The following is a 20,536-nucleotide window of genomic DNA, read 5'->3' on the forward strand; positions in this document are numbered from 1 at the left end:
ATCGTCTCAATCGAGGGCTGAATTCACACGATCGAGCGCTGCCCCCATGATATCTGCCGCGGTGCTCCAGTCTGGAAGCCGGGCGCCAGCTGCACGGGACGCGGCCGCCATTTCGACGCGCAATTCGGAATCGCGCAAGAGGCCTCTCAAGGCGTTTGCGAAAGCCACAGGCGCATCGACTGGCACCAATAGTCCTGCTTTCTTTGGCACAGTATCGGGGACCGCGCCGGTGCGGCAGGACACGATCGGCAAACCATGCAACATCGCGTCGCCAAGGCGAAAAGGGTCGCGGTATGATAGGATGCGTCAAGCTCCTCCCGTTCCACCCGTCCCATCAGGAGAACCTTACCGCCCAGCCCAAGCCTTTCGATCTGTTTGGCGAGTGCGCGCGCGACCTCAGGAGCATGCGCGCTTCCCACGATCTGCGCCTGCCGGTCGAGATCGGTGATCCGCGCCAGCGCGTCGATCAGAACGTCATGCCCCTTTCGCGCGGCCAGCAATCCGACCGAGAGGATCAGGGGGGGCGGATTTAGCGATGTCGCAATGGGCGGGCCGGTCGAAGCCGGGCAGGGCGATCGAGATCCGCTCGGGCGCGACGCCGAACTCAGCCTGCAGGATCGCGCTGGTATGAGGGCTGGGCACGACGACATGCGCGGCGCGCTTGAGGTTCTCGGCCTCACGGGCCAGCAGATGTCGCGCGCGCGGCGCGGGCACGCCGGTCTCGAGCCCCAGCGGGTGATGCTGCATCGCGACCACGGGCGCCGCCATCGCATCGAGCACCTCCGTCTCGATCGAGCCGAAGACCAGCCCATCGAGGATCACCGGCCGGTCGGCGGGAATGGCGGTCAGCTGGGCGCGCGCCGTTGCGGTCTCTTGCGCCGACGCGCCGGGGAAGCTGGGGGGCAGTTCGATATGGGCGACGTCGCGGCCTGCCGCGCGCAGCGCCTCAAGCAGTTTGCGCTCGTAGATGCCCCCCGGTCAGTTGCGTGATGTCGCCCGGGATGGCGAAGGCGGCTCGTGTCATGTGAACTCCCTCGACAATATCAGCGGACCAGTTGCTCGGCTCCGTAGCGGCGCAGAACAGCGCGCTCGATCCGTTCAATGGCGGCATAGGCCGCGACTGCGACGAGAGCCAGCAGAACGACAGAACTCCATAGCATTCCGTAATCCGAGGTGGAGGCGGTTAGTGCCATCAGCCCACCGATCCCGTGTCCCGTGGCTAGCCATTCCGCTGTGGTCGTCGCCAGAATTGCCGCTGGCACCGCCATCCGTGCGGCGGAGAAGAATGCGGGCAGCATCGCGGGAAACTGCACCAGCGTCAGCCGTTCCCACCGGGTCGCGGCATAGCTCTCAAAGAGGTCGATCAGCGCGGCGGGTGTGCGTTTGAGGCCCTGATAGCAGGCGATGAAAGTTGGAAAGAAGGTCATCACGGCGGTGATGGTGATCGTGCCTGTCGCGCCGCGCCCCATCGCAACCACGACGAGCGGGGCGGTGATGACGATGGGGATCGCGCGCAGGGCCACCGCGAGCGGCATGATCGCTCGCGCCAGCGCAGGAAGCATCAGGAGCGCGATGGCGAGGCCCAGCCCGAGCGCGAGGCCCAGGGCATAGCCGGGCAGGGCAAGGCTCAGCGTCTGTCCGAGGGCTGCAAAGAGGGTCGTGCGGTGATCGGCGGCGCCGCTTGCGGTGACGAGAAAGGCCCAGATGTCGTCGGGCCGCTTGGCGAAGAACCGGTTCAGCCCGGCGAACTCCATCGACAGCCACCAGAGGGCAATCACCACCAGCACGACGAGGATCAGGTTCAGCCGGGTCGCCCAGCGGCGGTCCGTGCGGGCATCGGGCAGGCTCGCGAGGATCAGCGGCGGCGGCGCGTCGTCGAGCCTGCGCCAGAGCCATCCGATTCCGGCATGGGCCAGCATTGACACCGCGGCGGCTATGGTTGCCAGCGACCAGGTGCCCGCCACATCGAGGCTGCGCATCGCGCGGATCGTCAGCACGCCCATGCCGCGTTCGGCCCCGGTGAACTCTCCCACCAGCGCGCCCAGGAACGCGGCGGGGGCGGCGATCTGGAGGCCGGCGATAAGGTAAGGTAGCGCGGCCATCGCGCGCACCTCGACAAGCGCGGTCCAACCGCCGCGCCCATAGCTGCGCACGAGGTCGAACCAGTTCGGCGGGGCCGCCCGCAGCCCCACCAGCAGCGGCAGGAACGTCGTGTAATAGACCGCGAGCGCGGCCAACGTCACCTGTGGCCCCAGTCCCGGCCCCCAGAGAACACGCAGGATGGGTCCGGTCGCGACCAGCGGTAGGCAAAAGACAATCAGCGCGAGCGAGGAAATCAGCCGCGCCGCCCCGGGGATCAGGATTGCCACTGCCGCCAGCGCGATCGCGGTGAGGTTGCCTATCACGTAACCGCCCGCCGCCGCGAGCGCGGTCCAGCCGGTCGCGCGCAGGATCAGTCCGGCGTGATCGGAAAGGTATGAGGCGATCTCCAGCGGTCCGGCAATCAGATAGGTGCCCGCGAGCGCGCGGGCCAGAGCCTCCCACGCGATCAGCGCCACCAGCGCGGTCGCGATGCTACGCAGCCAGTCGGTCCGGGGCCTGCGCCATCGGGCGGGGGAGAGGATCATGCGGGCGCGCTCATGAGGCTATCCGGGCCGGGGGAGGCGCGGGCGCGTGGCGGGCGAGCGCAGCGCCGACCTCCTCGATCAGTGCATCCAGCGCCGGACCCTTCTCGCGCGGATGCGGTAGCGGCACGGTGATATCGGCCACCACCCGCGCCGGGCGGGGCGAGAGCACGACGACCCGATCGGCGATGCGCACCGCCTCCGAGATCGAATGCGTGATCATCACCGCCGTCACCCCGCGCGCCTGCCACAGCGCCGGCAATTCTTGATTGAGCCGTGCGCGCGTCAGCTCGTCCACCGCGCCGAAGGGCTCGTCGAGGAGCAGCAGCTGCGGATCGGTCGCGAGGCAACGTGCGATCGCCGCGCGCTGGCGCATCCCGCCCGAGAGATCCGCAGGGCGGCGATCCTCGAAGCCTGCAAGCCCCACGGTCGCGATCAGATCATCGACCTTCGCAGGGTCCGGCGCCATCCGCGCGAGCTTGCGTGCAAGCGCGATATTGCCGCGCACCGATCGCCATGGCAGCAGGGCCGCATCCTGAAACGCGACCGACAGCCCGGCGCGGCGGCGCATTTCCAGCGGCGTCTCGACGCCGATGCGCACACGGCCCGCGCTTGGCGGGTCAAGCCCCGCGATCAGCCGCAGCAGGGTCGATTTCCCGCAGCCCGACGGGCCGACGAAGGCGGTCGTCCGGCCGCCTTCGAGATGCAGGTCGATTAGGGCCAGCGCGTCGATCCGTGCCGCACCCGTTCCGAAGCTTCGCGAAAGCCCCGAGCAGGTGATGCCCGGCGCTGTGTCGGGCGCGCGCTCAGCTGGCATGGATCTCTTCGAGGATCGAGCGATCCCACAGATCCGCCATCACCGGCTTGTCCAGCAGCGCGAGCGTCTTGACGTTTTCCGCGATGCTCTCATCGGTGAACCAGCCGAAACCGTGTTCATCGGTGACGTCCGAGAACATCAGCGGCACCTGACGTTTCGCTTGCAGTTTCTGCGTCTCCAGATCGAGCCCCGCATCGGGGAACATCTTGACCGTCAGTTCGGCCGCGGCATCGGTGTCCTTGTGATAATCGGCCCAGCCCCGGATCTCGCCGCGCAGCAATTCGACCAGTTCCTTGCGGCGATTGGCGAGGCTGTCCTCGGTTGCGATATAGGTCTGCGATTGCACCGCATAGCCGAAATCGGCCATCAGCATCGTCACCGGATCGAGCCCCTTCATCGTCATCGCGACGGGCAGATCGGTGGCCCAGCACAGCAGGCAATCGACCTGACCAGCCACCAGAGGCGCCGCGTCATATTGCGTCGGTACCACTTCGATCGCGTCGAAATTCACGTCGTTGAGCGTGCAGAGCGCCTTGAGCACAGGCGTATTGGCCAGCGCCATGCCGATCTTCTTGCCCTCTAGATCCTTCGGTTCTCTCACCGGGTTCGCCGGCAGCGAGGCGATGGCGAAGGGGTTCTTCTGCATCGCGACGGCGATGATCTTGAAGGGCGCGCCCTGAGCGACCGCAGCGGCGGTATAATCGGCCGCCGAGATGCCGACGAGCGCGGTGCCCGAGACGACCGGCGGCTCGACCGGCGCGTTCGGCCCGCCCGGCGTGAGGCTCACGTCGAGACCCTGATCGGACCAGTAGCCCTTCGACTTCGCGATATAGCTGCCGCCGAACTGCACCGAATGCAGCCAGGACAGCTGCAGGTTAACGGTGCCTGCGGCGAGCACCGGGTGCAGCCCTAAACTCGTGGCGAGAACGCCGCCGGCGCCGGTCGCCAGAAATCCGCGGCGGGTAAGAGCGTTTCGTTTCATGAAAAATTCCTCGCTATCCTTGCTGTTCAACTTAGCGCGTCCTGCGCGGGCTTCATTTTGCTTTTGACGTAGTTGCGGCGGCCGCGTCGCGACGCAGCAGCACCCAGCCGAGACCGGGCAGCGCCGAGGCGATCAGGGTCGCGCCGAAGGCGGTCGCGGCTGCAAGCCCCGCCTCGGGCGTTGCGCCCGCCAGCGGGAACAGCGCCGCAGCTGCCCCCTCGCGCCAGCCCCATCCGGCGATACTGAGCGGGATCACCATCGCGCTCAGGATAAGCGGCACGAGCGTCACGATCGCGCTCGGCGAAAGCTGCGTGCCGATCGCACGCGCGGCGAAGGCGAAGGCCAGAAGATTGCAGGTCACGATCGACAGCCCGAGCGCGATCTGGCGTGCCCGCACCTCGCGCCCCAGAAGCGCACGACGCAGCGGCGCGAGAAGCCGCGCCAAACGGTCCCAGCTGCGCGCGAGAAGCCACAGCGTCAGCGCGGCCCCCAAAAGCTCGAGCGCCCACACCAATCGTCCCGTCAGCAGCAGTGCAACCAGAACCACCGCGGCCAGTGCGATCTGCCCCGCCAGCCGTTCGATCACGACGGCCTGGCTGGAACGCAAGAGATTGGCCGAGCGGCGCGCCCGCATCGCCCGGCCCGCATCCCCAAGCACCCCGCCGGGCAGGGTCTGGTTCACCAGCTGCGCGAGGTAATACTCCCCGATCGCCTCGCCCGTCTCAATCCGCTGCCCAAGCGCGCGCGCGGTGACCTGCCAGCGCAGCGCCGAGAGCACCGTCTGCAGATTGACCGCGATCCCCGCAAGGGCGAGCCAGCGCCAATCCGCCATGCGAAGATGCGACAATACGATGGTCGGATCGACGAAATAGAGCGTGACCGCCAGAACGGTCGCGACCGTGATCAACTTGAGAGCCAGACGCGTCATCCGCTTGCCTCCGACGGTTCTGCGCTGAGCGTCTTGATGAAGCGATCGCGGAAATCGCGCATCGGCCAGACCGGGGTCTGCGCATCGGGCACGAGCCCTTCGGTCCAGTTCCAACCGTCAAACAGGGCGACCAGATCGGGCGGGCCGATCAGGTGAACCGGCACGTCCCGGCTCTCGCTCTGGGCTACGAAAGAGGCGGGTTGGTGGTCGCCGAGAACGATCATCAGCGGGGGGTGGCGTGTTTGCCGTTCGGCAAAGGCCAGAATGGATTGCAGCGAATAGTCGATGGCTTTGCGATACTGGTCGCGCACCCGGTCGCGATCACGCCAGACGATTTTGGGCGGATCGCCGGAATTGGCCATCTCATTGAAAATCGTGCCGTTGCCGACCGTGTTCCAAGGCACGAGATGCGGCACCGGGACCCAGGGTGCATGCGAGGACAGCAGCACGATCTGTGCAAGCAGCGGATCGTCGGGCCGACTGCGCGGCACGAGCCGGTCAAAGGCGGCAAGGGTGAACTGATCGGGCATCGTCACGAAGTTGAACGGATCGCCGCGATAGCCGAGATCGGCTGCGGCGAGGATGGTCTGGAACCCCTGTTTTGGCCCCTCGGGCCAGTCCATCGTAATGCCTGGCATTACCGCAATCGTCCGCAGTCCCGAGGCCGCGGCAAGATCGAACAGGGCCTTGCGGGGGCTCGCGAGCAAGGCCCGATAACGCGTCTGATCGGAAATCGTCAGCCCTGATTCCAGCGTGGAATGCGCAAGCCAGCTCTGCCCGCCCGCCGTGGGCGAGGTCAGCCAACCCGACCGCATCGCCAAGCCGGCCTGTCTCAGGCGCGGCTCGGCGGCCTTGAGCGTGCCCAGATGCGTCGGTGCATAGAGCGGGTTGTCGAAGCTCGCGCGCCCGTAGCTCTCGATGAAGACGATCAGTACATCACGGCCCTGAAGCCGCGTGAAGAGATCGGTTGCGCCCGCGTAAGGGTCGGTTTGGGCTGCCGCATAAAACAGCCGCAGGCTCCGCGTGGTCTCGACATAGCGGGTGAGGTGATACCCCGCGATCCGGGTCGTATCGGCGCGCCAGGGCCAACGCTTGAGTGCTGTTCCGGAAACCTGAAGTGCTACGGCAGCAATGCAAAGCGCCGCGCCAAGGCTTGCGCCCGCACGCCATCCGACCCCGCGCACGAGCCCCGTCCATTGTCCGCTTGCCCACCAGAGCGCGGTGATCAGGGCACCAAGTCCGACAATCAAGCCGATCCCGGCCAGCAGGGTCAGCGGCAGGCCGATCGTGCGTGCGGCAAGCCTCGGTCCAGCATCGAAAACGAAACTGTCGACCGCGAGATTGAACGGTCGGGAAAAGGCGATGAAGCTGCCGATATCGGCGATTTTCAGAAGCACCATCACCACCAGCGCGACCGCAAGCAGGGCTCGGATGGCGTTGGTCGCGCGCCATCCCCTAGACAGAACGGCGAGGCTCAGCAAGATCGCTGGCAGCTCGAGTGGGACGCGCAGAAATGTCTTGAGCACGAGGCCATCCGGGTAGTCCGGCAGCACCAGAGCGATCTGAAATACCCAAGCCGCGAGCAGCAGCCCCGCGATTTTACGCCCTGCGCTCATCAAGCGCGGGCCCGGGAGAGCCAGAGGATATCGGTCGCGAAAGACCAGGCGAGCGCGAGCGTGGCGGCGGCGGCGATGATCTGCGCGGGCAGGCCATCAACGCCGGGGATTGTCAGCACGATGAGTGCTGCGATCTGGACCACGCAGATCGTCTTGCGCCGGAAGCTCTCGGGCAGCGGGGCATTCAGCCAGGGAAGGGCCTGCGCCAGCGCAATGTAGATATAGCGCATCGAACCTAGCAGCAGGACCCAGGCCCCGACCGTGCCCGAGGCAAAGACAAGGACCGACAGCACGAAGCCAAGCGCCGCATCGGTTTCCATGTCGAAGCGTGCGCCAATGCGCGACACCAGCGCAGTGCGGCGCGCCAGCCAGCCATCGAGCCCGTCCATCGCGAAGGCCAGTGTCGCGATCGCCGTGATCGACCAGGCAAGGATTTCCGTGGTCGGATCGCGCGCGAGAAGCGGGGCGAGCAAGGTTACGATCAGGGCGGCGCGCGAAAGCGTAACCACGTTGCACAGGCCCAGCCGGCCATGTGGGTAGGAGCGCCAGAAGGCGAGTGAAATTGCGATCGTTCCGAAGGCGACGGCGCTGAAGCTCAGGAAGGCAAGGGCGCCCCCCCAGGGCGCGATGATCGACGCCGCCACCAGTCCCAGCGGCAGCCCCAGCGATGCCATACGCAACGCCGCCCCCGACGGACGGTCCGCGCGTGCCGCAGCCAGAAGGCGCTGAAACTGTTGTGGCGCGAGAGGCGACTGGATCATGAAGACAACCCCGGCGTGACAATAGTTAAAGAAACGCAATGGCGCATGATATGGTTCATTATGGCAAGCGAATAGCCGAATAATTCGGAGAATCTGGGGGGCAAGCATGCGCAAGACTCGACATGAGGAGAATGCGGCATATTCGGCCCCGGCCCGCTGGCTGCACTGGAGCGTGGCGGTGCTTGTCCTCGGGTTGATCGCTGCGGGGCAGGTGATGATCGCCGAAGGGCTGGCGCCTTCGGTCCGGGATCTGCTTTACCTCTTTCACAAAAACGCGGGCGTAATCATCGGTGCGCTGATGCTGATCCGGCTTGGGTATCGGATCGCTCATCCTCCGCCGCCGCTGCCCGCGACCACGCCGCACTGGCAGGCACGCGTCGCCCATGTGACACATGCGCTTCTCTATCTTCTGGTCTTCGTGATGGTGGTTTCGGGCTACACGCGCGTGCGCGCGGGCGGTTATCCGATCGAAGGGCTCGACGCTCTGGGCCTGCCGCGCCTCGTGGCAAAGGAGAAAGGGCTCGAAACGGCCGCGAAGGCGATTCATGCCTATGCGCGGCTTGGCCTGATTGCCCTGATCGCGCTGCATATCGGCGCAGCCTTCTATCATACGCTCTGGCTGCGCGACGGGCTTCTACGCCGGATGTGGCCGCGCCGTTCAGGCCAGTAGCACCTGCGCCGCCAGCGGCCGGTGATCCGAGGCCACGCGAATACCCGGCCCGTCGAGAACCCGCGCTTCGCGCACGGCAGCGGGCTGGTCGCTCAGGATCCGATCGAGCGGCAATAGGGGGCGGGTGGCGGGGAAGGTTCTGCGCACCGGGCCCGACAGGCGCAGCCCGACGAGCTTTTTCGAGAATGCCAGACCACCCCAGGGCCGCCACTCGTTCAGATCTCCCAGCACGATCGTCGGCATCTCCGGGCGCCGAAACAGGAACTGCCCGATCGTGCGCATTTGCGCGGCGCGCAGCATCTGCCCCAGCGAAAGATGGGTGGTCAGGATTCTCAGCGCCTTGCCATTCTTTCGTGTGTCCACCACCACCGCGCCGCGATGGCAATGGCCGGGCAGGTCGAGGACATGGGTGGCGGTGATCTCGAAATCGGGATGGAGAAATAGGATGGCGCCCAGAAACCCATCGCTCTGCGGCCCCCAGCGCAGCGCCGCGTTGCTATGGATGGATCGAAGCCCGGTCTCGGCTTCGATCCTTTTGAGATCGAGAAGTCCTGCGTGTGGAGGTGTTTCCTCATCAGCCTCCTGCAAGGCGAGAACCTCCGGGCCGTGCGCGCAGACTTCCGATGCAAGCACGTCGACAATGCGTTCCGGATCGACGCGGTTGTCCTGCCCGCGTCCCCGATGGACATTCCATGTGACACACTCGAGGCCATGAGGTCGGAGTGTTTGCATGCGCATCCCTACTTGTCCTGAATTTTCCTTTCGAACTATCGCCAGGCGCTCCGCCCTGCGCAAGCCAGGCCATTGCAGAGAAGTTGCATGAAGCTCATTTGCGCTCCACGGGGTGTCACGTGATTTGCACCGGTGTTCCCGACACAGCTATCTGCCGGTTGTTCTCGCGATGACCTGCCACGGGTCTTTCGCCATTGACTGGCCCGTGCGAATGTCCCGGACATCGGATCGGGATGCGCTTAAGGAGTTCGGGGGCTGGACCGGAAATTGCACCTGATCTCAGATTCATCGGCGCCTGACCGTCGTAAAGTAGGTCCCTCGTCCCCATATAGATCAGACCGACGACAAGCATCCCGGTCCGACATGGACCAAGAGTTGACGTCGGGCGATAAAAGGATCGATGACATGTCCTTCAAGGACCTGACCACTCGGGCCGCTGCGGCGCTGAAGCCAACGCCCGAGAAGACCGCCAAGCCCCCTGCAGAGAAGAGCGAGCCCAAAGCCGCCAGTGAGGACGCGCCCGCGAAATCCAAGACTTCGTGAGACCTGAACAGGCCCGCGCCCCGCTCCTGACAAGGGGCGCGAGCCATTCGCTCATCATGTGAGAGGATTGCGCCGGTGGAAGAGTTTACACGCAAGACCATTGCGGTTTTTTCCCGCCCGTTCAGCCTTCCGGGATTTACCGAGACACTCCCGGCGGGAGAGTATGAGATCGAGACGGAGCTGGTCTCTCCTCCGGATCGGAAGGACCCCGAAACCTGGAAAGCGTCCGTTCTGGTGAAGCTGCATCCCAAGGCCTCGCATCCAGGGCTTGCGAGGACGCTGACGGTTTCTCTGGCCGATCTCGATCACGCGCGTGCCAAGGACAGGCTTACGGGCCGCGCCCTGTCGGACTTTTTCGTGGAAGAGATGCTTTCGGATCCGATGGTGCGCCTCGTCATGAAGGCTGATGGTGTCTCGGAGGCGCATCTGCGCCATCTCTACTCGGTATTCCGGTCGCCTGATCCCGATCTACCCGGACTGGAGCCCCTGACGGCCCCCGAAAGACGGCGCTACGAAGCGTCCATTCGGGCGGCAGAAAACGAAGGGATGCCGACGAGGCCGGAAACACGCGAGCCCTCGCAAGCTTGAAACATAGCGCGGTATCCGTCAGGACCGCGAGAAATGAGAGGCTTAGCGAAGCGCCTGGCGGTCAGGCCGGCTCCATCGCGACACCGCTGACCGGCAAGGGCATAGGCGCGGGCGCCACTTTTTTCGGACCTTATTGGAGCGCCATTTGGCCTGTCTCGACATCGTTCACACCACGACCTACCGATACCGGGGAGACGTCTCTCTCGGGCCGCACAGGTTGATGCTGCGCCCGCGTGAGACGCGCGAATTGCGGCTGCTCTCGCACGCACTTTCCATTACGCCGACGGCGCACATAACGTGGGCGCATGATGTGGCCGGCAACGCGATCGCCACCGCCGTGTTCGACGGTCAGACTGATCATCTGGCAATCGAAAGCCGCGCGTCCGTGGAGCTGACCGCGTCGGCCTGGCCGGTCTTTGCTATCGCTTCCTCGGCAGCCCAGTATCCTTTTCTCTACGCCGCGGACGACTGGACGGACTTGGGGGCGCTGACCACCCCGCAATACCAAGACCCCAAAGGCAGCCTTTCCCGCTGGGTCGAGGGCTTCGTCATGGCGCGCCCGACCGACACATTGTCTCTGTTGAAGGACATCAGCACCGGTGTGTTCACGCAGATTGCCTACCAGAGCCGGGACGACGAGGGCACCCAGTCGCCGACCGAAACCCTCGACCGAGGCTGGGGATCGTGCCGCGACTTCGCGGTCCTGCTTGCCGAGGCCGTCCGCCATCTCGGCTTCGGAGCCCGCATCGTCTCGGGATATCTCTTCAATCCCGAAATGAACCTTGTGGGGTCGGCTGGCTCAGGGGCGACCCACGCATGGGTCGAGATATTCGTCCCCGGTGCCGGATGGATCGCATTCGATCCGACAAATCGCAGCGTCGGGTCGCAGAACCTGATACCGGTCGCGGTCGGTCGAGGCATCCATCAGGTCTCACCGATTTCGGGCAGCTTTTCAGGATATGGCAACGCGCTCTACGATCTCTCTGTTGAGGTCTCCGTTCAAAGCGGGCGGGCCGCCGTGTCCGTGGCGGAGGAGGTAGGTTTCGACGACCTGTGAAGGCGTTAATCAGATGATGCGCGTTTTGTGGGTTCAATCGCTCGTGCGGCTGCGCAAAGCGTGTTGGAGCCGACATTCTCAGAGTGTTCCAGTGGCTCAATTCCAGGCGGTCAGTCGCGATGGAAGTCGATATTTCCGAATTCCTTCCGGCTGCGCTTTTTGACAGCTTGAATACAATCTTCCGGCACATCGCACGTGAATCCGCCTGGTCCGCTAATAGTGACGAAGCCATCCCGTGCGCGTCCTTCAAATCGGAAGATCGTTTTTTCTGCGCCAGTCACGAATACGCCTTGGCCGAGCTGAATTGGGTCTTCCATTTCTAATCTCCCTGTAGTGTCCGCACTTCGAGGCAGTTAATGAAACGAGCCGCCATACTACTACAAGGCAGGTGACCTGTTCCCCTGAAATGTCCTCGTTTTGAGGTTAGTCTTTTCTCCAAAGGGGGAGAGGCGCATTGTGTTCATGGCCGTTTCATTGCTGCCAGGACACGCGTCTGAAGTTCCGGTGGCAGGCTGTCTAGCGCGCGGGCAATCGTAACGAGATCCTGTCGCGCAGCATGCAGCTGGTCAAGGAGCGAGATCACGATAGCCAGCGCCGTTTCGTCGAGGTCAAGATCATGGGAAAGATCGCACAATAACTCCAATCGCGCGATGTCGACGCGGCGGAAAACATAGCCGGTGTCACTCTTTTCCGGTCGGACGAGCTCGCCTTCGACATAGCTCAAAAGCTGACTTCGTGTGAGCCGGGTGACGTTGGAGATCACGTCCTCTTCGGAAAAACTGTCCGTCATGCGCTGGCCCTTTTCATCAAGTCGACACGCGGATCGAAGCTATGTGTCTTGCGCCACTCGGTGAGGAAATCACGCAGGGCCTCGTCAATGTCGGGCGGTGTAACGATCTTCAGCTCAACCCGCTGATCGCCCTTGGTTTTGCGCTTTGCGTTGGCGATGCCACGTCCCCGTAAACGTAAGACCTGGCCCGAATTTGCGCCCGCTGGGATGGTGAGCCCAACTGGGCCGTCAATGGTCGGTGTGGTGACCTTGCCACCGAGAATAGCCTCTTCGATGGTGATCGGGAGCGTTACAAGGATGTCATCCCCCTCGCGGTCGAACACCGGGTGGGACCCCACGAGAACGGTAATCAGCGCGTCTCCCGCGGGGGCATCTCCATATCCAGGCGCACCTTTGCCGCGTAACCGAAGTGTCTGGCCGTCTTCGGTGCCCTGTGGGATCTTGACGGTCAGGCTTTGTCCATCGGGTAGCGTTATCTGGGTTTCCGCCCCCCGCGCTGCATCCAGAAATGGCACGGTGAGCGAATACCGCGCGTCGGCGCCGCGCGCGGAAAACCCACGGTCGCCGAAGTCGCCAGCGCCAGGCCGCCCGCGATTGCGCAATATGTCCGCGAAGATATCTGCCGGATCAACATCTGGTCCAAACCCGCGCCCGTGCTGGTAGGTGTTATCGGAGGCCCCCGAGAAATCACGGTAATACTGTCGCCGCGGACGTTCTGCGCCGAGACTGTCGATTTCTCCCGCGTCATAGCGCGCACGCGTATCGGGATCTTTCAAGATCTCATAGGCGGCCGAGATCGCCTTGAACCGCGCTTCGGCCCCCGCGTCATCCGGGTGCAGATCCGGATGGCTTGTCCGCACCAGTTTGCGATACGCCTTCTTGATTTCGTCAGCCGTCGCAGTCTTGGTCAGGCCAAGGGTTTCGTATGGATCATTGGGCATCCAGATATCCTGTTCGGCGAGCAATGCTTGGTAAGGCAAAACGCGTGCGAAAGTGGGTTCACTTGTCGTTGGATGCCATGAGAAGGGAGCTTAAGTCCGTGATCCACGTCAATGTGGAAATGTCACGATTGACTGTGCTGACTGATTTGGGGCCAAGCGGCGGCTCGCTGCATCCCACACGCCGACCTGGCATGGCCGAGTTCTCGACGACTACCGCAAGACACTTCAAGCTGTGTTGTTCTTTTGCGAGTGTGCGCCCCATCTTGCTGGATGCAGGCGGCGGGCCAATCGCTCGGAGCGGCTTGCGGCGTTATATGCCTGTTCGGCCACCAGTTTTTACCATCGCTTCGAATGCCCGATAGAAAGCCAAACATCCGCTATGGCGGATGCGTCAGTCAACCTGTCTCACTTTTATCAGTGCAATCCGAAGGCCGGTAGCGCGGTGCGAGAGAAACGATGTCGCGTAACGGTCATCACCAAAGCTGGAGAAGAGTCGTAGTGCACCGAATCTTTGGCGAACTTGGCCAGCGAGGAGGCCATCACCCATGAGGGTTTCGTGGCCCAAAACAAGGATCAAGACGTCTCAATAGGCCTTCAGGAAAACGGCTTGCACTGAACGCCGACTGATCAGCCCCGTCTCTCGGGGGGCGGCCATCAGGCAGGTTCACTCGGGGAGCGGGGAAATCAATTAACTCGGCGCAGCTTTTTATTTCGTCACAGCCTGTTTTGCGCCGGCTTTGACTGGGGTCGGATTTGTTGGCGCACGACGAAAACCGACGCCTTTCCGAAAGCCTTTCTTGGCGGGCTGGCTCAGGAAATCCTTGAGGTCGAGTTGTTTCTTTTGAGGGGAATAGCCCATGATCGTTCTCCGCGTAGACAGGTGAATTTTGAACCCGCCCGCACATCCTGATCCGCAATGCCGGATGGGTGGTTCTACAGATGTTTCGAACCTGGACTGCGCAAAGGTATTCGAGCAGAGAAGACTCTCGCAACATGGGTGCGTTCGCGGACCGGAAGACACCGGACCGCGAACGATTTTATCAGGCGAGTTCGAGATCCTTGGCGGATTCCCGGCCATCGCGGCCGGTCTCGATCTCGAAGGTCACTTTCTGACCGTCGTCGACCTGGGAAAGGCCCGCTCGTTCGAGCGCGCTGATGTGCAGGAATACGTCCTTACGACCGTTCTCGGGTTGGATGAAGCCGAAGCCTTTGCCGGGGTTGAACCATTTCACGGTGCCATTGGCCATCGTGTTGTCTCCTTGTTTGAAAATCTGCCCGCAGGATGCGACAGGTCGGCCGGTCAGATCGAAAAGCAAACTGAGGCCGATGAAGGAGACAGGGTGCGGTCGGAATAACTAAGCCTCTTATAGATGGGGCTGGCGGGCGGCGATACAAGATGCAACCGAGGAATGAGATGAGAAATGCGTCTCTTAGCTCAGGTGCGCGTTCGAGGCTGAGGGCGGACGGCCTTTCTCGATATCGAGAAAGGCCTCGACCTGCGCGCTCGCTTCGGCGGCCGGAAGCCAGGGCGGGATCATCAAGAAGGAGGCGCCCATGCCCTTGCGCCAGACATTGTCCGCATCTTGCACGATCGGTGGGGTCAGCTTGCGGTGAGACAAACAGGCCGTCGAAAAGTTTCGATCGCAGAGCCTGTAGCCTTCGCGCTTCGCCCGGAGGGCTCCGCTGCGGACGGGCTGCCGCGGGGTCTAACCGGTCAGGCCGCAAGGGCACGAGCCGCTGGTTCAAATGGCACGAAACCTGCGGTGCAGGCGGCGCCAAGGAAGGCGCTGCGCGCATCTCCCACGGAACCGAGGCAGTCCATGGCGGCCTCGACACGCCCGATCGCATGGTCTTGCGCGGTGTCGGCGACGGGCCACTTCTTGCGAAGCCAGTGATGCACCTGCTCGATGGTGCTGAAGTTTTTGACGTCGCCCTCAGGCGACACGACAAGAGAGATGGGCTTGCCCCAGTAAATTTCGATCAAGGTTCGTATCTTTCCAAGAATTCGTGAGGGGACCAGTTTGACTGGTCGCGCGATCACGGAGGCACGGTGCGGGCGAGGCCTGCGCCATGCGGTGAATTGGGTCGACGCGCGGTATTGCGCGCGAGATGTCTTTGCGTTCGGATAGTGCCCCGTCAGCGTCAACGCGCGCGGCTCACTATCGGGCACTTTCGATGTGCGAAGCTCGCGGCGAACGCGCAAGGGGTGGAATATGTGCAATCGGCCAGAACCCGCACGGCACGTTTTGTGAGCGACTCGTCTGCTCGAACGGCGCTATGGGCCGGGTGAGGCTCCTTTTCCTTATGCCGCCTTCGAAAACGCGCGGCCCGACAAAGCTCAAGATCGTCGCTGAGCCGGAAGGAACAGGGTCCGAGAATTAAGATATGCGAGTTCACAGATAAGCGATCTGCGCCACTATTGCGAGGAAATTGCAGCGCGCGCCCGCGTTTTCGCACAACAGATTGATTGTGCTCGATATTAATCGGCTGTCGTCAGGGGAGGCCGGACAACGCGATGGAGCGCCGCGCATTTCCTTTGCTAAATGAGCCAAATTGGCGTAGAATAAACAGGCTACGTTATTCCCTTCTGCAACCTGTCTCCCTACTTGGCTTCAGTCTGCCTTATTGAATTGACTGAGCCGGGCTGTCGCATTCCGCGGACCGCAATATTTGAGGAGACATCACGATGGCCAATGGCACCGTGAAGTGGTTCAACCAAACCAAAGGCTTCGGCTTTATCGAAGCGAAGACGGGTGGACGTGACATTTTTGTCCACATTTCGGCCCTCGAGCGCGCGGGCCTCTCGCAGCTCGATGACGGACAGGCCGTCATCTACGAGATCGAAACCGGACGCGACGGGCGTGAGTCCGCCTGCAATCTGGCGCTCGGCTGAACTCAAAGGTTCCATATCCGGCCCGGTGGGCCGGATTTCGCGACCAAGGAGGGCATATGCCCCGCAATTACAACGTGGACGGCTTTTTCCGTGATCTGCCTCGGAAAGCCGCGACGGCTCAGGACAAGACGGATGCCGCAGTGCGCCTCATCCGTGACGATGACGCCGAGAAAAGAGCGGAGCTGACCGCGAGTTTGCGCGCGGCGCGTTTGGAACGGAATTCGGACGAAAGTGCTGCGGCACCGTCCCCGCGCGAGAAAAAGCCGCGACGCTGACCGGATATTTCGGTCATCCACAGGAATTTTCCGAGTATCTCTCGGGGATTAAAGGGAGGGCCGAAATATGGCTGTCGAAAAAATGCCTGCGGGCAAGACGTCCCAGACGAAGGACCTCGCGCATTCCAAGGGCCATGCTGCTCTTGCTTGGCATCACTTCTTCCGGAGTTTGTCCGAAGAAAAGATACCGGACGAGCGCAGCGCCCTACCGGGCGGTATTCAGGAATAGTTTGTCTGAAATTCGGGACCGGAATTCCTGGCAAGAGGGCTGAGCGATGTGAGGTTTCGCAAAAACTTAATGACGCGCGCCACACGACTCGTCGGGAGGCAAAGCGGCGGGAGGAAACTCCTGCCGCTTCGCTTTCTTAGCGGATAGGTCATTCGGCTGTCAGAATTCTAATCCGGGAACCGGACGCCGCGTCAGCCGGCACGACCTTCACGCTGAGGATGCCGTCTTAGGCGCAATCGCGGATATTCAGAGCTTTTCGTCAGGTGAAGGTCGCTGCGAGTTCGCCAGGGCTGATCGGTTTTGGCATAAAAGCACTGCGCTTGGGGAGGTCTAGCGTTTCGGGCGCTGAATGCCCCGACATGATGATGATCTGGCATGCGGGAAACCTGCGCCGCACCTCATGCGCGAGCCCCGCTCCGTTCATTTTGCCGGGCATGTCGATATCGGTAATTAGCAGGTCAATTTCCTGCCACGCGTCTAGTAGGCTGAGTGCAGCATCAGCGGAGCTCGCCTCAAGCACATAATAGCCGAGTTCTTCGAGCCCAAGAACGAGATCCATCCTTATGATGGCCTCGTCCTCGACGACGAGAACTTTGGTCGCATCGTTGCGCATCATATTACCTTGGTGCCTGAGGAGAAGGTGCGCTTTGCCAGGACACAGGGACAATACGCGATTGCGATAGACCAACTTGTGGTCAGAAGACCTAGATCAACGCTATCGCACATCTGCGGTTCCCTGGCGGATTTAATATTTATCTATTTTGGGCGCGTGTTCAGCGGGCCATGCCCGCTGGCCTCGCCACATGGCACCTAGTTTCTTCAAGCCCCTTGTCCCGGGAGGCGCAGGCGGATCAGAAGTGCCAGGATCAGCGCGGGCGGCATGACCCTGAGCCCGACGCCCAGGAACGGGGCTGCGGAGACGTGAAGGCCGGACCGGCGAAGGGTCGCGAGCCAGAGGAGTGTTTGCGAGCGACCCAGTCACCGGGAGGTTCGGTCCAAGATCCACGCCAATCAAGAGGCAGTCGCGCATGAGATCCCCGAGGTCTCCTGCTGTCGCGGCCGCGGCGGCAGCCAGTCCGACAGGCAGGTTGTTGGCGTGGTTGCTCGCGATGCCGCTTGCCCCCGCTGCCACCCGCGCGGCGAGGCTGCGGAGATCTGCCCAAGCCATTGGTCGAGGGGCGAAAGGAACCCAATGCGGTCCAGCATGGCGACCAGCACGAAAAAACCCGGCGACGAGCGGCAGCACGCCCCATGTCAGGTGCCGTAAGAGGGGCAAGGGAGACCGCCGGGTGGTCAACGCTACCACCAGCGCCACGACGGCTCCGGCACTGAGCGTCGCAAGTCCCAGCCTGCCGCCCAGAGATGAGACCGTGACCAGCGCCACCGCCGAAAGGCTCAGCCCGGCCGCCGCGACCCAGCCACCCCGCGAAAGCGCGGGGACATCGGGCGTCCCGGGCTCTGTGCCCAGATCATGGCGCGTCGCCTAGCGAAGAGAGAGATAGCTGACGACGATCGCAACGAGAGCAGGCAAAGCGAGCCGCGCGAGCCAATCGCCGAGGTGCGGGAGGACACCATGGTAGAGCACGAGATTGGCAGGGTTCGAGATCGGCAGGACGAAACTCGCCGCATTTGCGACGATGGCGCAGGTGAAGAGATAGGGCAGGGGCGGCACGCGCGCATGGCGCGTCACCGCGAGGACGGCAGGCGTCAGCACGACGACCGTAGTATCGTTCGACAGGAAAACCGTCACGCCTGCGCCGACCAGATAGAGGATGAAAAACAGGCGCCGCGCAGACCCCGCCGCCGCCCGCACCGCGCGGGCGGAAAGATGCTCGAAAAGGTCCTCGCGGCCCGCGACTTCTGCGAGAAGCATCGTGCCGACCAGAAAGAAGTAGACCTCTCGGCCTTCGATGGCATGCGGGGCGTCGGAGTGTGGTGGTGCCCCCAGAAGAACCACCGCTGCGGCGCCGCTCACGGCAAAGATCCAGTCGGCTCAGCCGAAGGGACGCAGGATCACGCCCGCCGTGGTAAGAGCCGCAATAGAAAGACCGATCACCTCAACCATCATCAGCACGTCCAACACATGCGGTCATACCGATTGCCCGTTGGGCATCAATGCAATGTCTGATCTGACGAAAGCTGTCGATGCTTGCTCGCAAGGCGGGTGGCCTGTGTCGCGAAATCGAACGCGGCATCCGACGCGCCGGTTACGGTCGAAGAGGTTCGGCGCGGAGCCCTGCCGTTAGAGGCGGCGATGCGCCACGGCTCAGCTCGTCTCTGCGCTATCTCGTCATATGCGTGCCATCCGACAGAAGGATCTCGTCCATCGGCACATCCCAGGACATCGGGTAGATGGTCGGCAAGCCGCAGTTCGAAAAGCCGATGCCAACCACCCGCGGCTTTTTCTCAAAACGGGCGAGCGTGCGGTCGTAATAGCCACCCCCGTTTCCGAGGCGGTGCAGGGTCGTATCGAAACCAACAAGTGGGACGATCACGATGTCGGGCGTGCGAGGCTCGCCTGCGGCTGGCACGGGAACGTTCCAGACGCCGCGCACCATCCGGCATTCCGGGGACCACGTATGGAATTCGAGCGGCGCATCTCGCGCGATGACGACGGGCAATAGAACTTCGGCCCCGGCGTCGTGTGCCTTGCGCATCCAGAGCCGCAGATCCGGTTCGCCCCGGACCGGCCAATAGACCGCCACAGTGGTGGCAGGATCGAGGGGCACGATCCTCTCGAGACCGTCAATCAAGCGCGCGGTCACGCGTTCTCGGTCTTCTGTTGACAAGGCCCGCGCGGCCACAAGCCGAGCGCGCTCCGCCCACCTGAACCGCGCCACGTCGCGTGCAGTCTCGGGATCGACCAGATGCCCATCGACCAGAAGATGGGCAAAGCAGGCGGGGGCTCCTCCGGTAGCATCATCTTCCATATTTATGCCATCCGTTCGCGTTTCTGAGGCGGAAAGATCGTATCGTATCCCCAAGTGAAAACGAAGGCGTAGACGAGGTAGAAGCCTGCAAAGGACAGTTCCATCATGAGAATGGTCAGCAGAGAGGCGTCGAGCCACCATGCGAAAATCGGCAGGAGCAGGGTAAGCAGCGTCACCTCGAAAAGCACCGCGTGAGAGATCCGAAGCGGCATTGTCTTGCGGACATCGCCACGGCGCCAGAGCAGGATGTGATCGAAGGCCAGGTTGAATAGATAGTTCCAGACGGTGGCCGCAGTCGCCCCGAGAACGACCAGCACGCCCATTTCCTCCATGGGATGATCGAAGGCCCAGGCGAAGAGCGGTGTGACGATGAGGAGGCCAATGAGTTCGAAGCTCACGGCTTGGCGGATACGGTCTGGGGTGCTGCGCATAGAATGTCTTCGTTTACAGGTCAGGGGTCCAGCGTGCAGACCTTGTAGTCGGGCGAGGTCTTCCCCGGGTCTCCTTATGGTGGGACCCGTGCGTCGGCTTTTCAAGCATGGGCGCACGGTGCGCTGTCCAGGGACCTCGGGGTCGGTGCCTCGCGGCCTTCGCACGCTGAGGAAACGGACGAGCCGGGATGGGGTGTCCGATGCCGATTGCCCAAATGAAGAGAGGCCCCAAGAGAGACCGCTATCCCGAAAGACTCTGCTGATTTTCTCAGACCAAGATCGCCAATCGGTTATAAGCCCGGTGCAGTCGGTCGGGATTCAATGCAGCGAGTTTCGACCATGAACGTCCATGAAGATTGCAAATATCCGGAAGATCATCGTGTCGGGTGGAGCTTGAGCCGAGATGAGGTGTTCTGTCGTCGAAAGGCCGTCGGCGAGCGCGAAAGAAAGTGTCGACGCGCTTCCACATCATCGTTCGCTCGGTCTTCGCGGGTCGCCATTCTTGACGCTTCGATGCTCTGCGGTGCTCCTATCGGTGGTGAGCATGGGCAGTGACCTGCCACGGGTCTTTCATCCAGTAGTCCCGTGGCCCGGTCGGAAATGACTTGCGGCAGGGTTGGGGCGCTCGACCAACGACATGCCATGTCGCGAACCGAACCCCTCATGCTGTTAATCGAGCATCTTGGCGCTACCTTTGCATTCGTATCAGATCGACGTCTCATTTCGGGC

26 protein-coding genes and 1 pseudogene are annotated in these 20,536 nt (G+C 62.8%); 7 read left to right on the plus strand and 20 right to left on the minus strand.

Going from position 1 to position 20,536, the window contains the following annotated elements; all coding sequences use genetic code 11:
* Positions 1–6 precede the first annotated feature (6 nt).
* From AXZ77_RS19810 to AXZ77_RS03445, 8 genes and pseudogenes are all read right to left on the minus strand, one after another.
* Positions 7–500: pseudogene (locus tag AXZ77_RS19810) on the minus strand (glycosyltransferase).
* A complete protein-coding gene (locus AXZ77_RS19815; protein WP_369679767.1) occupies positions 475–822 on the minus strand; it encodes a glycosyltransferase in 348 nt (115 codons plus the stop codon). Before AXZ77_RS19815 ends, AXZ77_RS19810 begins: the two are co-directional and overlap by 26 nt.
* A gap of 221 nt (positions 823–1,043) precedes the next feature.
* Positions 1,044–2,627: an ABC transporter permease gene (locus AXZ77_RS03420; RefSeq protein ID WP_098410039.1), complete on the minus strand. Its 1,584-nt coding sequence runs from the start codon at positions 2,625–2,627 to the stop codon at positions 1,044–1,046.
* Between the two features lie 10 nt (positions 2,628–2,637).
* On the minus strand, positions 2,638–3,441 hold the full coding sequence (locus tag AXZ77_RS03425; protein WP_098410040.1) for an ABC transporter ATP-binding protein: 804 nt from the start codon (positions 3,439–3,441) through the stop codon (positions 2,638–2,640).
* Complete coding sequence (locus AXZ77_RS03430; protein WP_078540443.1) at positions 3,431–4,423, minus strand: ABC transporter substrate-binding protein; 993 nt, start codon at positions 4,421–4,423, stop codon at positions 3,431–3,433. The genes AXZ77_RS03425 and AXZ77_RS03430 overlap by 11 nt, the downstream gene beginning before the upstream one ends.
* Before the next feature lie 52 nt (positions 4,424–4,475).
* Positions 4,476–5,351, minus strand: coding sequence for a lysylphosphatidylglycerol synthase transmembrane domain-containing protein (locus AXZ77_RS03435; RefSeq protein WP_078540099.1), 876 nt, complete (start codon positions 5,349–5,351; stop codon positions 4,476–4,478).
* Positions 5,348–6,967, minus strand: coding sequence for a sulfatase-like hydrolase/transferase (locus tag AXZ77_RS03440; RefSeq protein ID WP_098410041.1), 1,620 nt, complete (start codon positions 6,965–6,967; stop codon positions 5,348–5,350). The genes AXZ77_RS03435 and AXZ77_RS03440 overlap by 4 nt, the downstream gene beginning before the upstream one ends.
* Positions 6,967–7,728, minus strand: coding sequence for a CDP-alcohol phosphatidyltransferase family protein (locus AXZ77_RS03445; RefSeq protein WP_255266403.1), 762 nt, complete (start codon positions 7,726–7,728; stop codon positions 6,967–6,969). Before AXZ77_RS03445 ends, AXZ77_RS03440 begins: the two co-directional genes overlap by 1 nt.
* 106 nt (positions 7,729–7,834) lie before the next feature.
* On the opposite strand from AXZ77_RS03445, the gene AXZ77_RS03450 reads away from it, so the two are divergent.
* Entirely contained in the window at positions 7,835–8,398 is a 564-nt protein-coding gene (locus tag AXZ77_RS03450) for a cytochrome b (RefSeq protein ID WP_078540097.1), read from the plus strand.
* On the opposite strand, the gene AXZ77_RS03455 is transcribed toward AXZ77_RS03450, so the two are convergent.
* Positions 8,387–9,136: an endonuclease/exonuclease/phosphatase family protein gene (locus AXZ77_RS03455; protein WP_255266404.1), complete on the minus strand. Its 750-nt coding sequence runs from the start codon at positions 9,134–9,136 to the stop codon at positions 8,387–8,389. The two genes, AXZ77_RS03450 and AXZ77_RS03455, sit on opposite strands and share 12 nt — an antisense overlap.
* A gap of 399 nt (positions 9,137–9,535) precedes the next feature.
* On the opposite strand from AXZ77_RS03455, the gene AXZ77_RS19475 reads away from it, so the two are divergent.
* From AXZ77_RS19475 to AXZ77_RS03470, 3 genes are all read left to right on the plus strand, one after another.
* The gene (locus tag AXZ77_RS19475; RefSeq protein ID WP_168172818.1) at positions 9,536–9,673 is read left to right on the plus strand and encodes a hypothetical protein; all 138 of its coding nucleotides are present in this window, start codon (positions 9,536–9,538) and stop codon (positions 9,671–9,673) included.
* Positions 9,674–9,748: 75 nt separating this feature from the next.
* Positions 9,749–10,261, plus strand: coding sequence for a hypothetical protein (locus AXZ77_RS03465; protein ID WP_098410043.1), 513 nt, complete (start codon positions 9,749–9,751; stop codon positions 10,259–10,261).
* A gap of 145 nt (positions 10,262–10,406) precedes the next feature.
* Positions 10,407–11,318, plus strand: a complete 912-nt coding sequence (locus AXZ77_RS03470) for a transglutaminase family protein (RefSeq protein ID WP_098410044.1) — start codon at positions 10,407–10,409, stop codon at positions 11,316–11,318.
* A 110-nt stretch (positions 11,319–11,428) separates the two neighbouring features.
* Here AXZ77_RS03470 and AXZ77_RS19245 read toward each other — a convergent pair whose 3' ends face one another.
* From AXZ77_RS19245 to AXZ77_RS03500, 7 genes are all read right to left on the minus strand, one after another.
* On the minus strand, positions 11,429–11,635 hold the full coding sequence (locus tag AXZ77_RS19245) for a hypothetical protein (protein ID WP_141536212.1): 207 nt from the start codon (positions 11,633–11,635) through the stop codon (positions 11,429–11,431).
* Positions 11,636–11,778: 143 nt separating this feature from the next.
* Entirely contained in the window at positions 11,779–12,108 is a 330-nt protein-coding gene (locus tag AXZ77_RS03480) for a chaperone modulator CbpM (RefSeq protein WP_098410046.1), read from the minus strand.
* Positions 12,105–13,049, minus strand: a complete 945-nt coding sequence (locus AXZ77_RS03485; RefSeq protein ID WP_098410047.1) for a DnaJ C-terminal domain-containing protein — start codon at positions 13,047–13,049, stop codon at positions 12,105–12,107. The genes AXZ77_RS03480 and AXZ77_RS03485 overlap by 4 nt, the downstream gene beginning before the upstream one ends.
* A gap of 706 nt (positions 13,050–13,755) precedes the next feature.
* Entirely contained in the window at positions 13,756–13,908 is a 153-nt protein-coding gene (locus AXZ77_RS19480) for a hypothetical protein (protein WP_157771556.1), read from the minus strand.
* Positions 13,909–14,089: 181 nt separating this feature from the next.
* The gene (locus tag AXZ77_RS03490) at positions 14,090–14,296 is read right to left on the minus strand and encodes a cold-shock protein (protein WP_098410048.1); all 207 of its coding nucleotides are present in this window, start codon (positions 14,294–14,296) and stop codon (positions 14,090–14,092) included.
* Positions 14,297–14,479: 183 nt separating this feature from the next.
* Positions 14,480–14,668, minus strand: a complete 189-nt coding sequence (locus tag AXZ77_RS03495) for a hypothetical protein (RefSeq protein ID WP_098410049.1) — start codon at positions 14,666–14,668, stop codon at positions 14,480–14,482.
* Between the two features lie 95 nt (positions 14,669–14,763).
* Positions 14,764–15,033 (minus strand): DUF982 domain-containing protein, encoded by a 270-nt coding sequence (locus AXZ77_RS03500; protein WP_098410050.1) that lies wholly within the window; start codon positions 15,031–15,033, stop codon positions 14,764–14,766.
* A 702-nt stretch (positions 15,034–15,735) separates the two neighbouring features.
* Between AXZ77_RS03500 and AXZ77_RS03505 the strand changes: the two genes are divergently transcribed.
* The 3 genes from AXZ77_RS03505 (at position 15,736) to AXZ77_RS19485 (ending at position 16,446) form a co-directional block, all read left to right on the plus strand.
* On the plus strand, positions 15,736–15,942 hold the full coding sequence (locus AXZ77_RS03505; protein ID WP_098410051.1) for a cold-shock protein: 207 nt from the start codon (positions 15,736–15,738) through the stop codon (positions 15,940–15,942).
* A 56-nt stretch (positions 15,943–15,998) separates the two neighbouring features.
* Positions 15,999–16,217, plus strand: a complete 219-nt coding sequence (locus AXZ77_RS03510; protein WP_098410052.1) for a hypothetical protein — start codon at positions 15,999–16,001, stop codon at positions 16,215–16,217.
* A 67-nt stretch (positions 16,218–16,284) separates the two neighbouring features.
* Positions 16,285–16,446, plus strand: a complete 162-nt coding sequence (locus AXZ77_RS19485) for a hypothetical protein (protein ID WP_172976259.1) — start codon at positions 16,285–16,287, stop codon at positions 16,444–16,446.
* 259 nt (positions 16,447–16,705) lie between these two features.
* Here AXZ77_RS19485 and AXZ77_RS03515 read toward each other — a convergent pair whose 3' ends face one another.
* The 4 genes from AXZ77_RS03515 to AXZ77_RS03530 all read right to left on the minus strand — a co-directional run bounded on the left by AXZ77_RS03515 (position 16,706) and on the right by AXZ77_RS03530 (position 19,807).
* The gene (locus tag AXZ77_RS03515; protein ID WP_218000465.1) at positions 16,706–17,059 is read right to left on the minus strand and encodes a response regulator; all 354 of its coding nucleotides are present in this window, start codon (positions 17,057–17,059) and stop codon (positions 16,706–16,708) included.
* Between the two features lie 870 nt (positions 17,060–17,929).
* Positions 17,930–18,421, minus strand: a complete 492-nt coding sequence (locus tag AXZ77_RS19665) for an SLC13 family permease (protein ID WP_218000466.1) — start codon at positions 18,419–18,421, stop codon at positions 17,930–17,932.
* Between the two features lie 307 nt (positions 18,422–18,728).
* Positions 18,729–19,376 (minus strand): 5-formyltetrahydrofolate cyclo-ligase, encoded by a 648-nt coding sequence (locus AXZ77_RS03525; RefSeq protein ID WP_098410054.1) that lies wholly within the window; start codon positions 19,374–19,376, stop codon positions 18,729–18,731.
* Between the two features lie 2 nt (positions 19,377–19,378).
* A complete protein-coding gene (locus AXZ77_RS03530) occupies positions 19,379–19,807 on the minus strand; it encodes a PACE efflux transporter (RefSeq protein WP_098410055.1) in 429 nt (142 codons plus the stop codon).
* Positions 19,808–20,536 lie beyond the last annotated feature (729 nt).

Source organism: Thioclava sp. ES.031, from assembly GCF_002563775.1.
In the GTDB taxonomy this organism is placed as follows: Bacteria; Pseudomonadota; Alphaproteobacteria; order Rhodobacterales; family Rhodobacteraceae; genus Thioclava.

Bases quoted from the DNA above. Each gene is read 5' to 3' on its own strand.
- AXZ77_RS03420 (WP_098410039.1), bottom strand. From the start codon at position 2,627: ATGATCCTCTCCCCCGCCCGATGGCGCAGGCCCCGGACCGACTGGCTG.
- AXZ77_RS03425 (WP_098410040.1), bottom strand. From the start codon at position 3,441: ATGCCAGCTGAGCGCGCGCCCGACACAGCGCCGGGCATCACCTGCTCG.
- AXZ77_RS03430 (WP_078540443.1), bottom strand. From the start codon at position 4,423: ATGAAACGAAACGCTCTTACCCGCCGCGGATTTCTGGCGACCGGCGCC.
- AXZ77_RS03435 (WP_078540099.1), bottom strand. From the start codon at position 5,351: ATGACGCGTCTGGCTCTCAAGTTGATCACGGTCGCGACCGTTCTGGCG.
- AXZ77_RS03440 (WP_098410041.1), bottom strand. From the start codon at position 6,967: ATGAGCGCAGGGCGTAAAATCGCGGGGCTGCTGCTCGCGGCTTGGGTA.
- AXZ77_RS03445 (WP_255266403.1), bottom strand. From the start codon at position 7,728: ATGATCCAGTCGCCTCTCGCGCCACAACAGTTTCAGCGCCTTCTGGCT.
- AXZ77_RS03450 (WP_078540097.1), top strand. From the start codon at position 7,835: ATGCGCAAGACTCGACATGAGGAGAATGCGGCATATTCGGCCCCGGCC.
- AXZ77_RS03455 (WP_255266404.1), bottom strand. From the start codon at position 9,136: ATGCGCATGCAAACACTCCGACCTCATGGCCTCGAGTGTGTCACATGG.
- AXZ77_RS19475 (WP_168172818.1), top strand. From the start codon at position 9,536: ATGTCCTTCAAGGACCTGACCACTCGGGCCGCTGCGGCGCTGAAGCCA.
- AXZ77_RS19245 (WP_141536212.1), bottom strand. From the start codon at position 11,635: ATGGAAGACCCAATTCAGCTCGGCCAAGGCGTATTCGTGACTGGCGCA.
- AXZ77_RS03480 (WP_098410046.1), bottom strand. From the start codon at position 12,108: ATGACGGACAGTTTTTCCGAAGAGGACGTGATCTCCAACGTCACCCGG.
- AXZ77_RS03485 (WP_098410047.1), bottom strand. From the start codon at position 13,049: ATGCCCAATGATCCATACGAAACCCTTGGCCTGACCAAGACTGCGACG.
- AXZ77_RS19480 (WP_157771556.1), bottom strand. From the start codon at position 13,908: ATGGGCTATTCCCCTCAAAAGAAACAACTCGACCTCAAGGATTTCCTG.
- AXZ77_RS03490 (WP_098410048.1), bottom strand. From the start codon at position 14,296: ATGGCCAATGGCACCGTGAAATGGTTCAACCCCGGCAAAGGCTTCGGC.
- AXZ77_RS03505 (WP_098410051.1), top strand. From the start codon at position 15,736: ATGGCCAATGGCACCGTGAAGTGGTTCAACCAAACCAAAGGCTTCGGC.
- AXZ77_RS03510 (WP_098410052.1), top strand. From the start codon at position 15,999: ATGCCCCGCAATTACAACGTGGACGGCTTTTTCCGTGATCTGCCTCGG.
- AXZ77_RS19485 (WP_172976259.1), top strand. From the start codon at position 16,285: ATGGCTGTCGAAAAAATGCCTGCGGGCAAGACGTCCCAGACGAAGGAC.
- AXZ77_RS03515 (WP_218000465.1), bottom strand. From the start codon at position 17,059: ATGCGCAACGATGCGACCAAAGTTCTCGTCGTCGAGGACGAGGCCATC.
- AXZ77_RS03525 (WP_098410054.1), bottom strand. From the start codon at position 19,376: ATGGAAGATGATGCTACCGGAGGAGCCCCCGCCTGCTTTGCCCATCTT.
- AXZ77_RS03530 (WP_098410055.1), bottom strand. From the start codon at position 19,807: ATGCGCAGCACCCCAGACCGTATCCGCCAAGCCGTGAGCTTCGAACTC.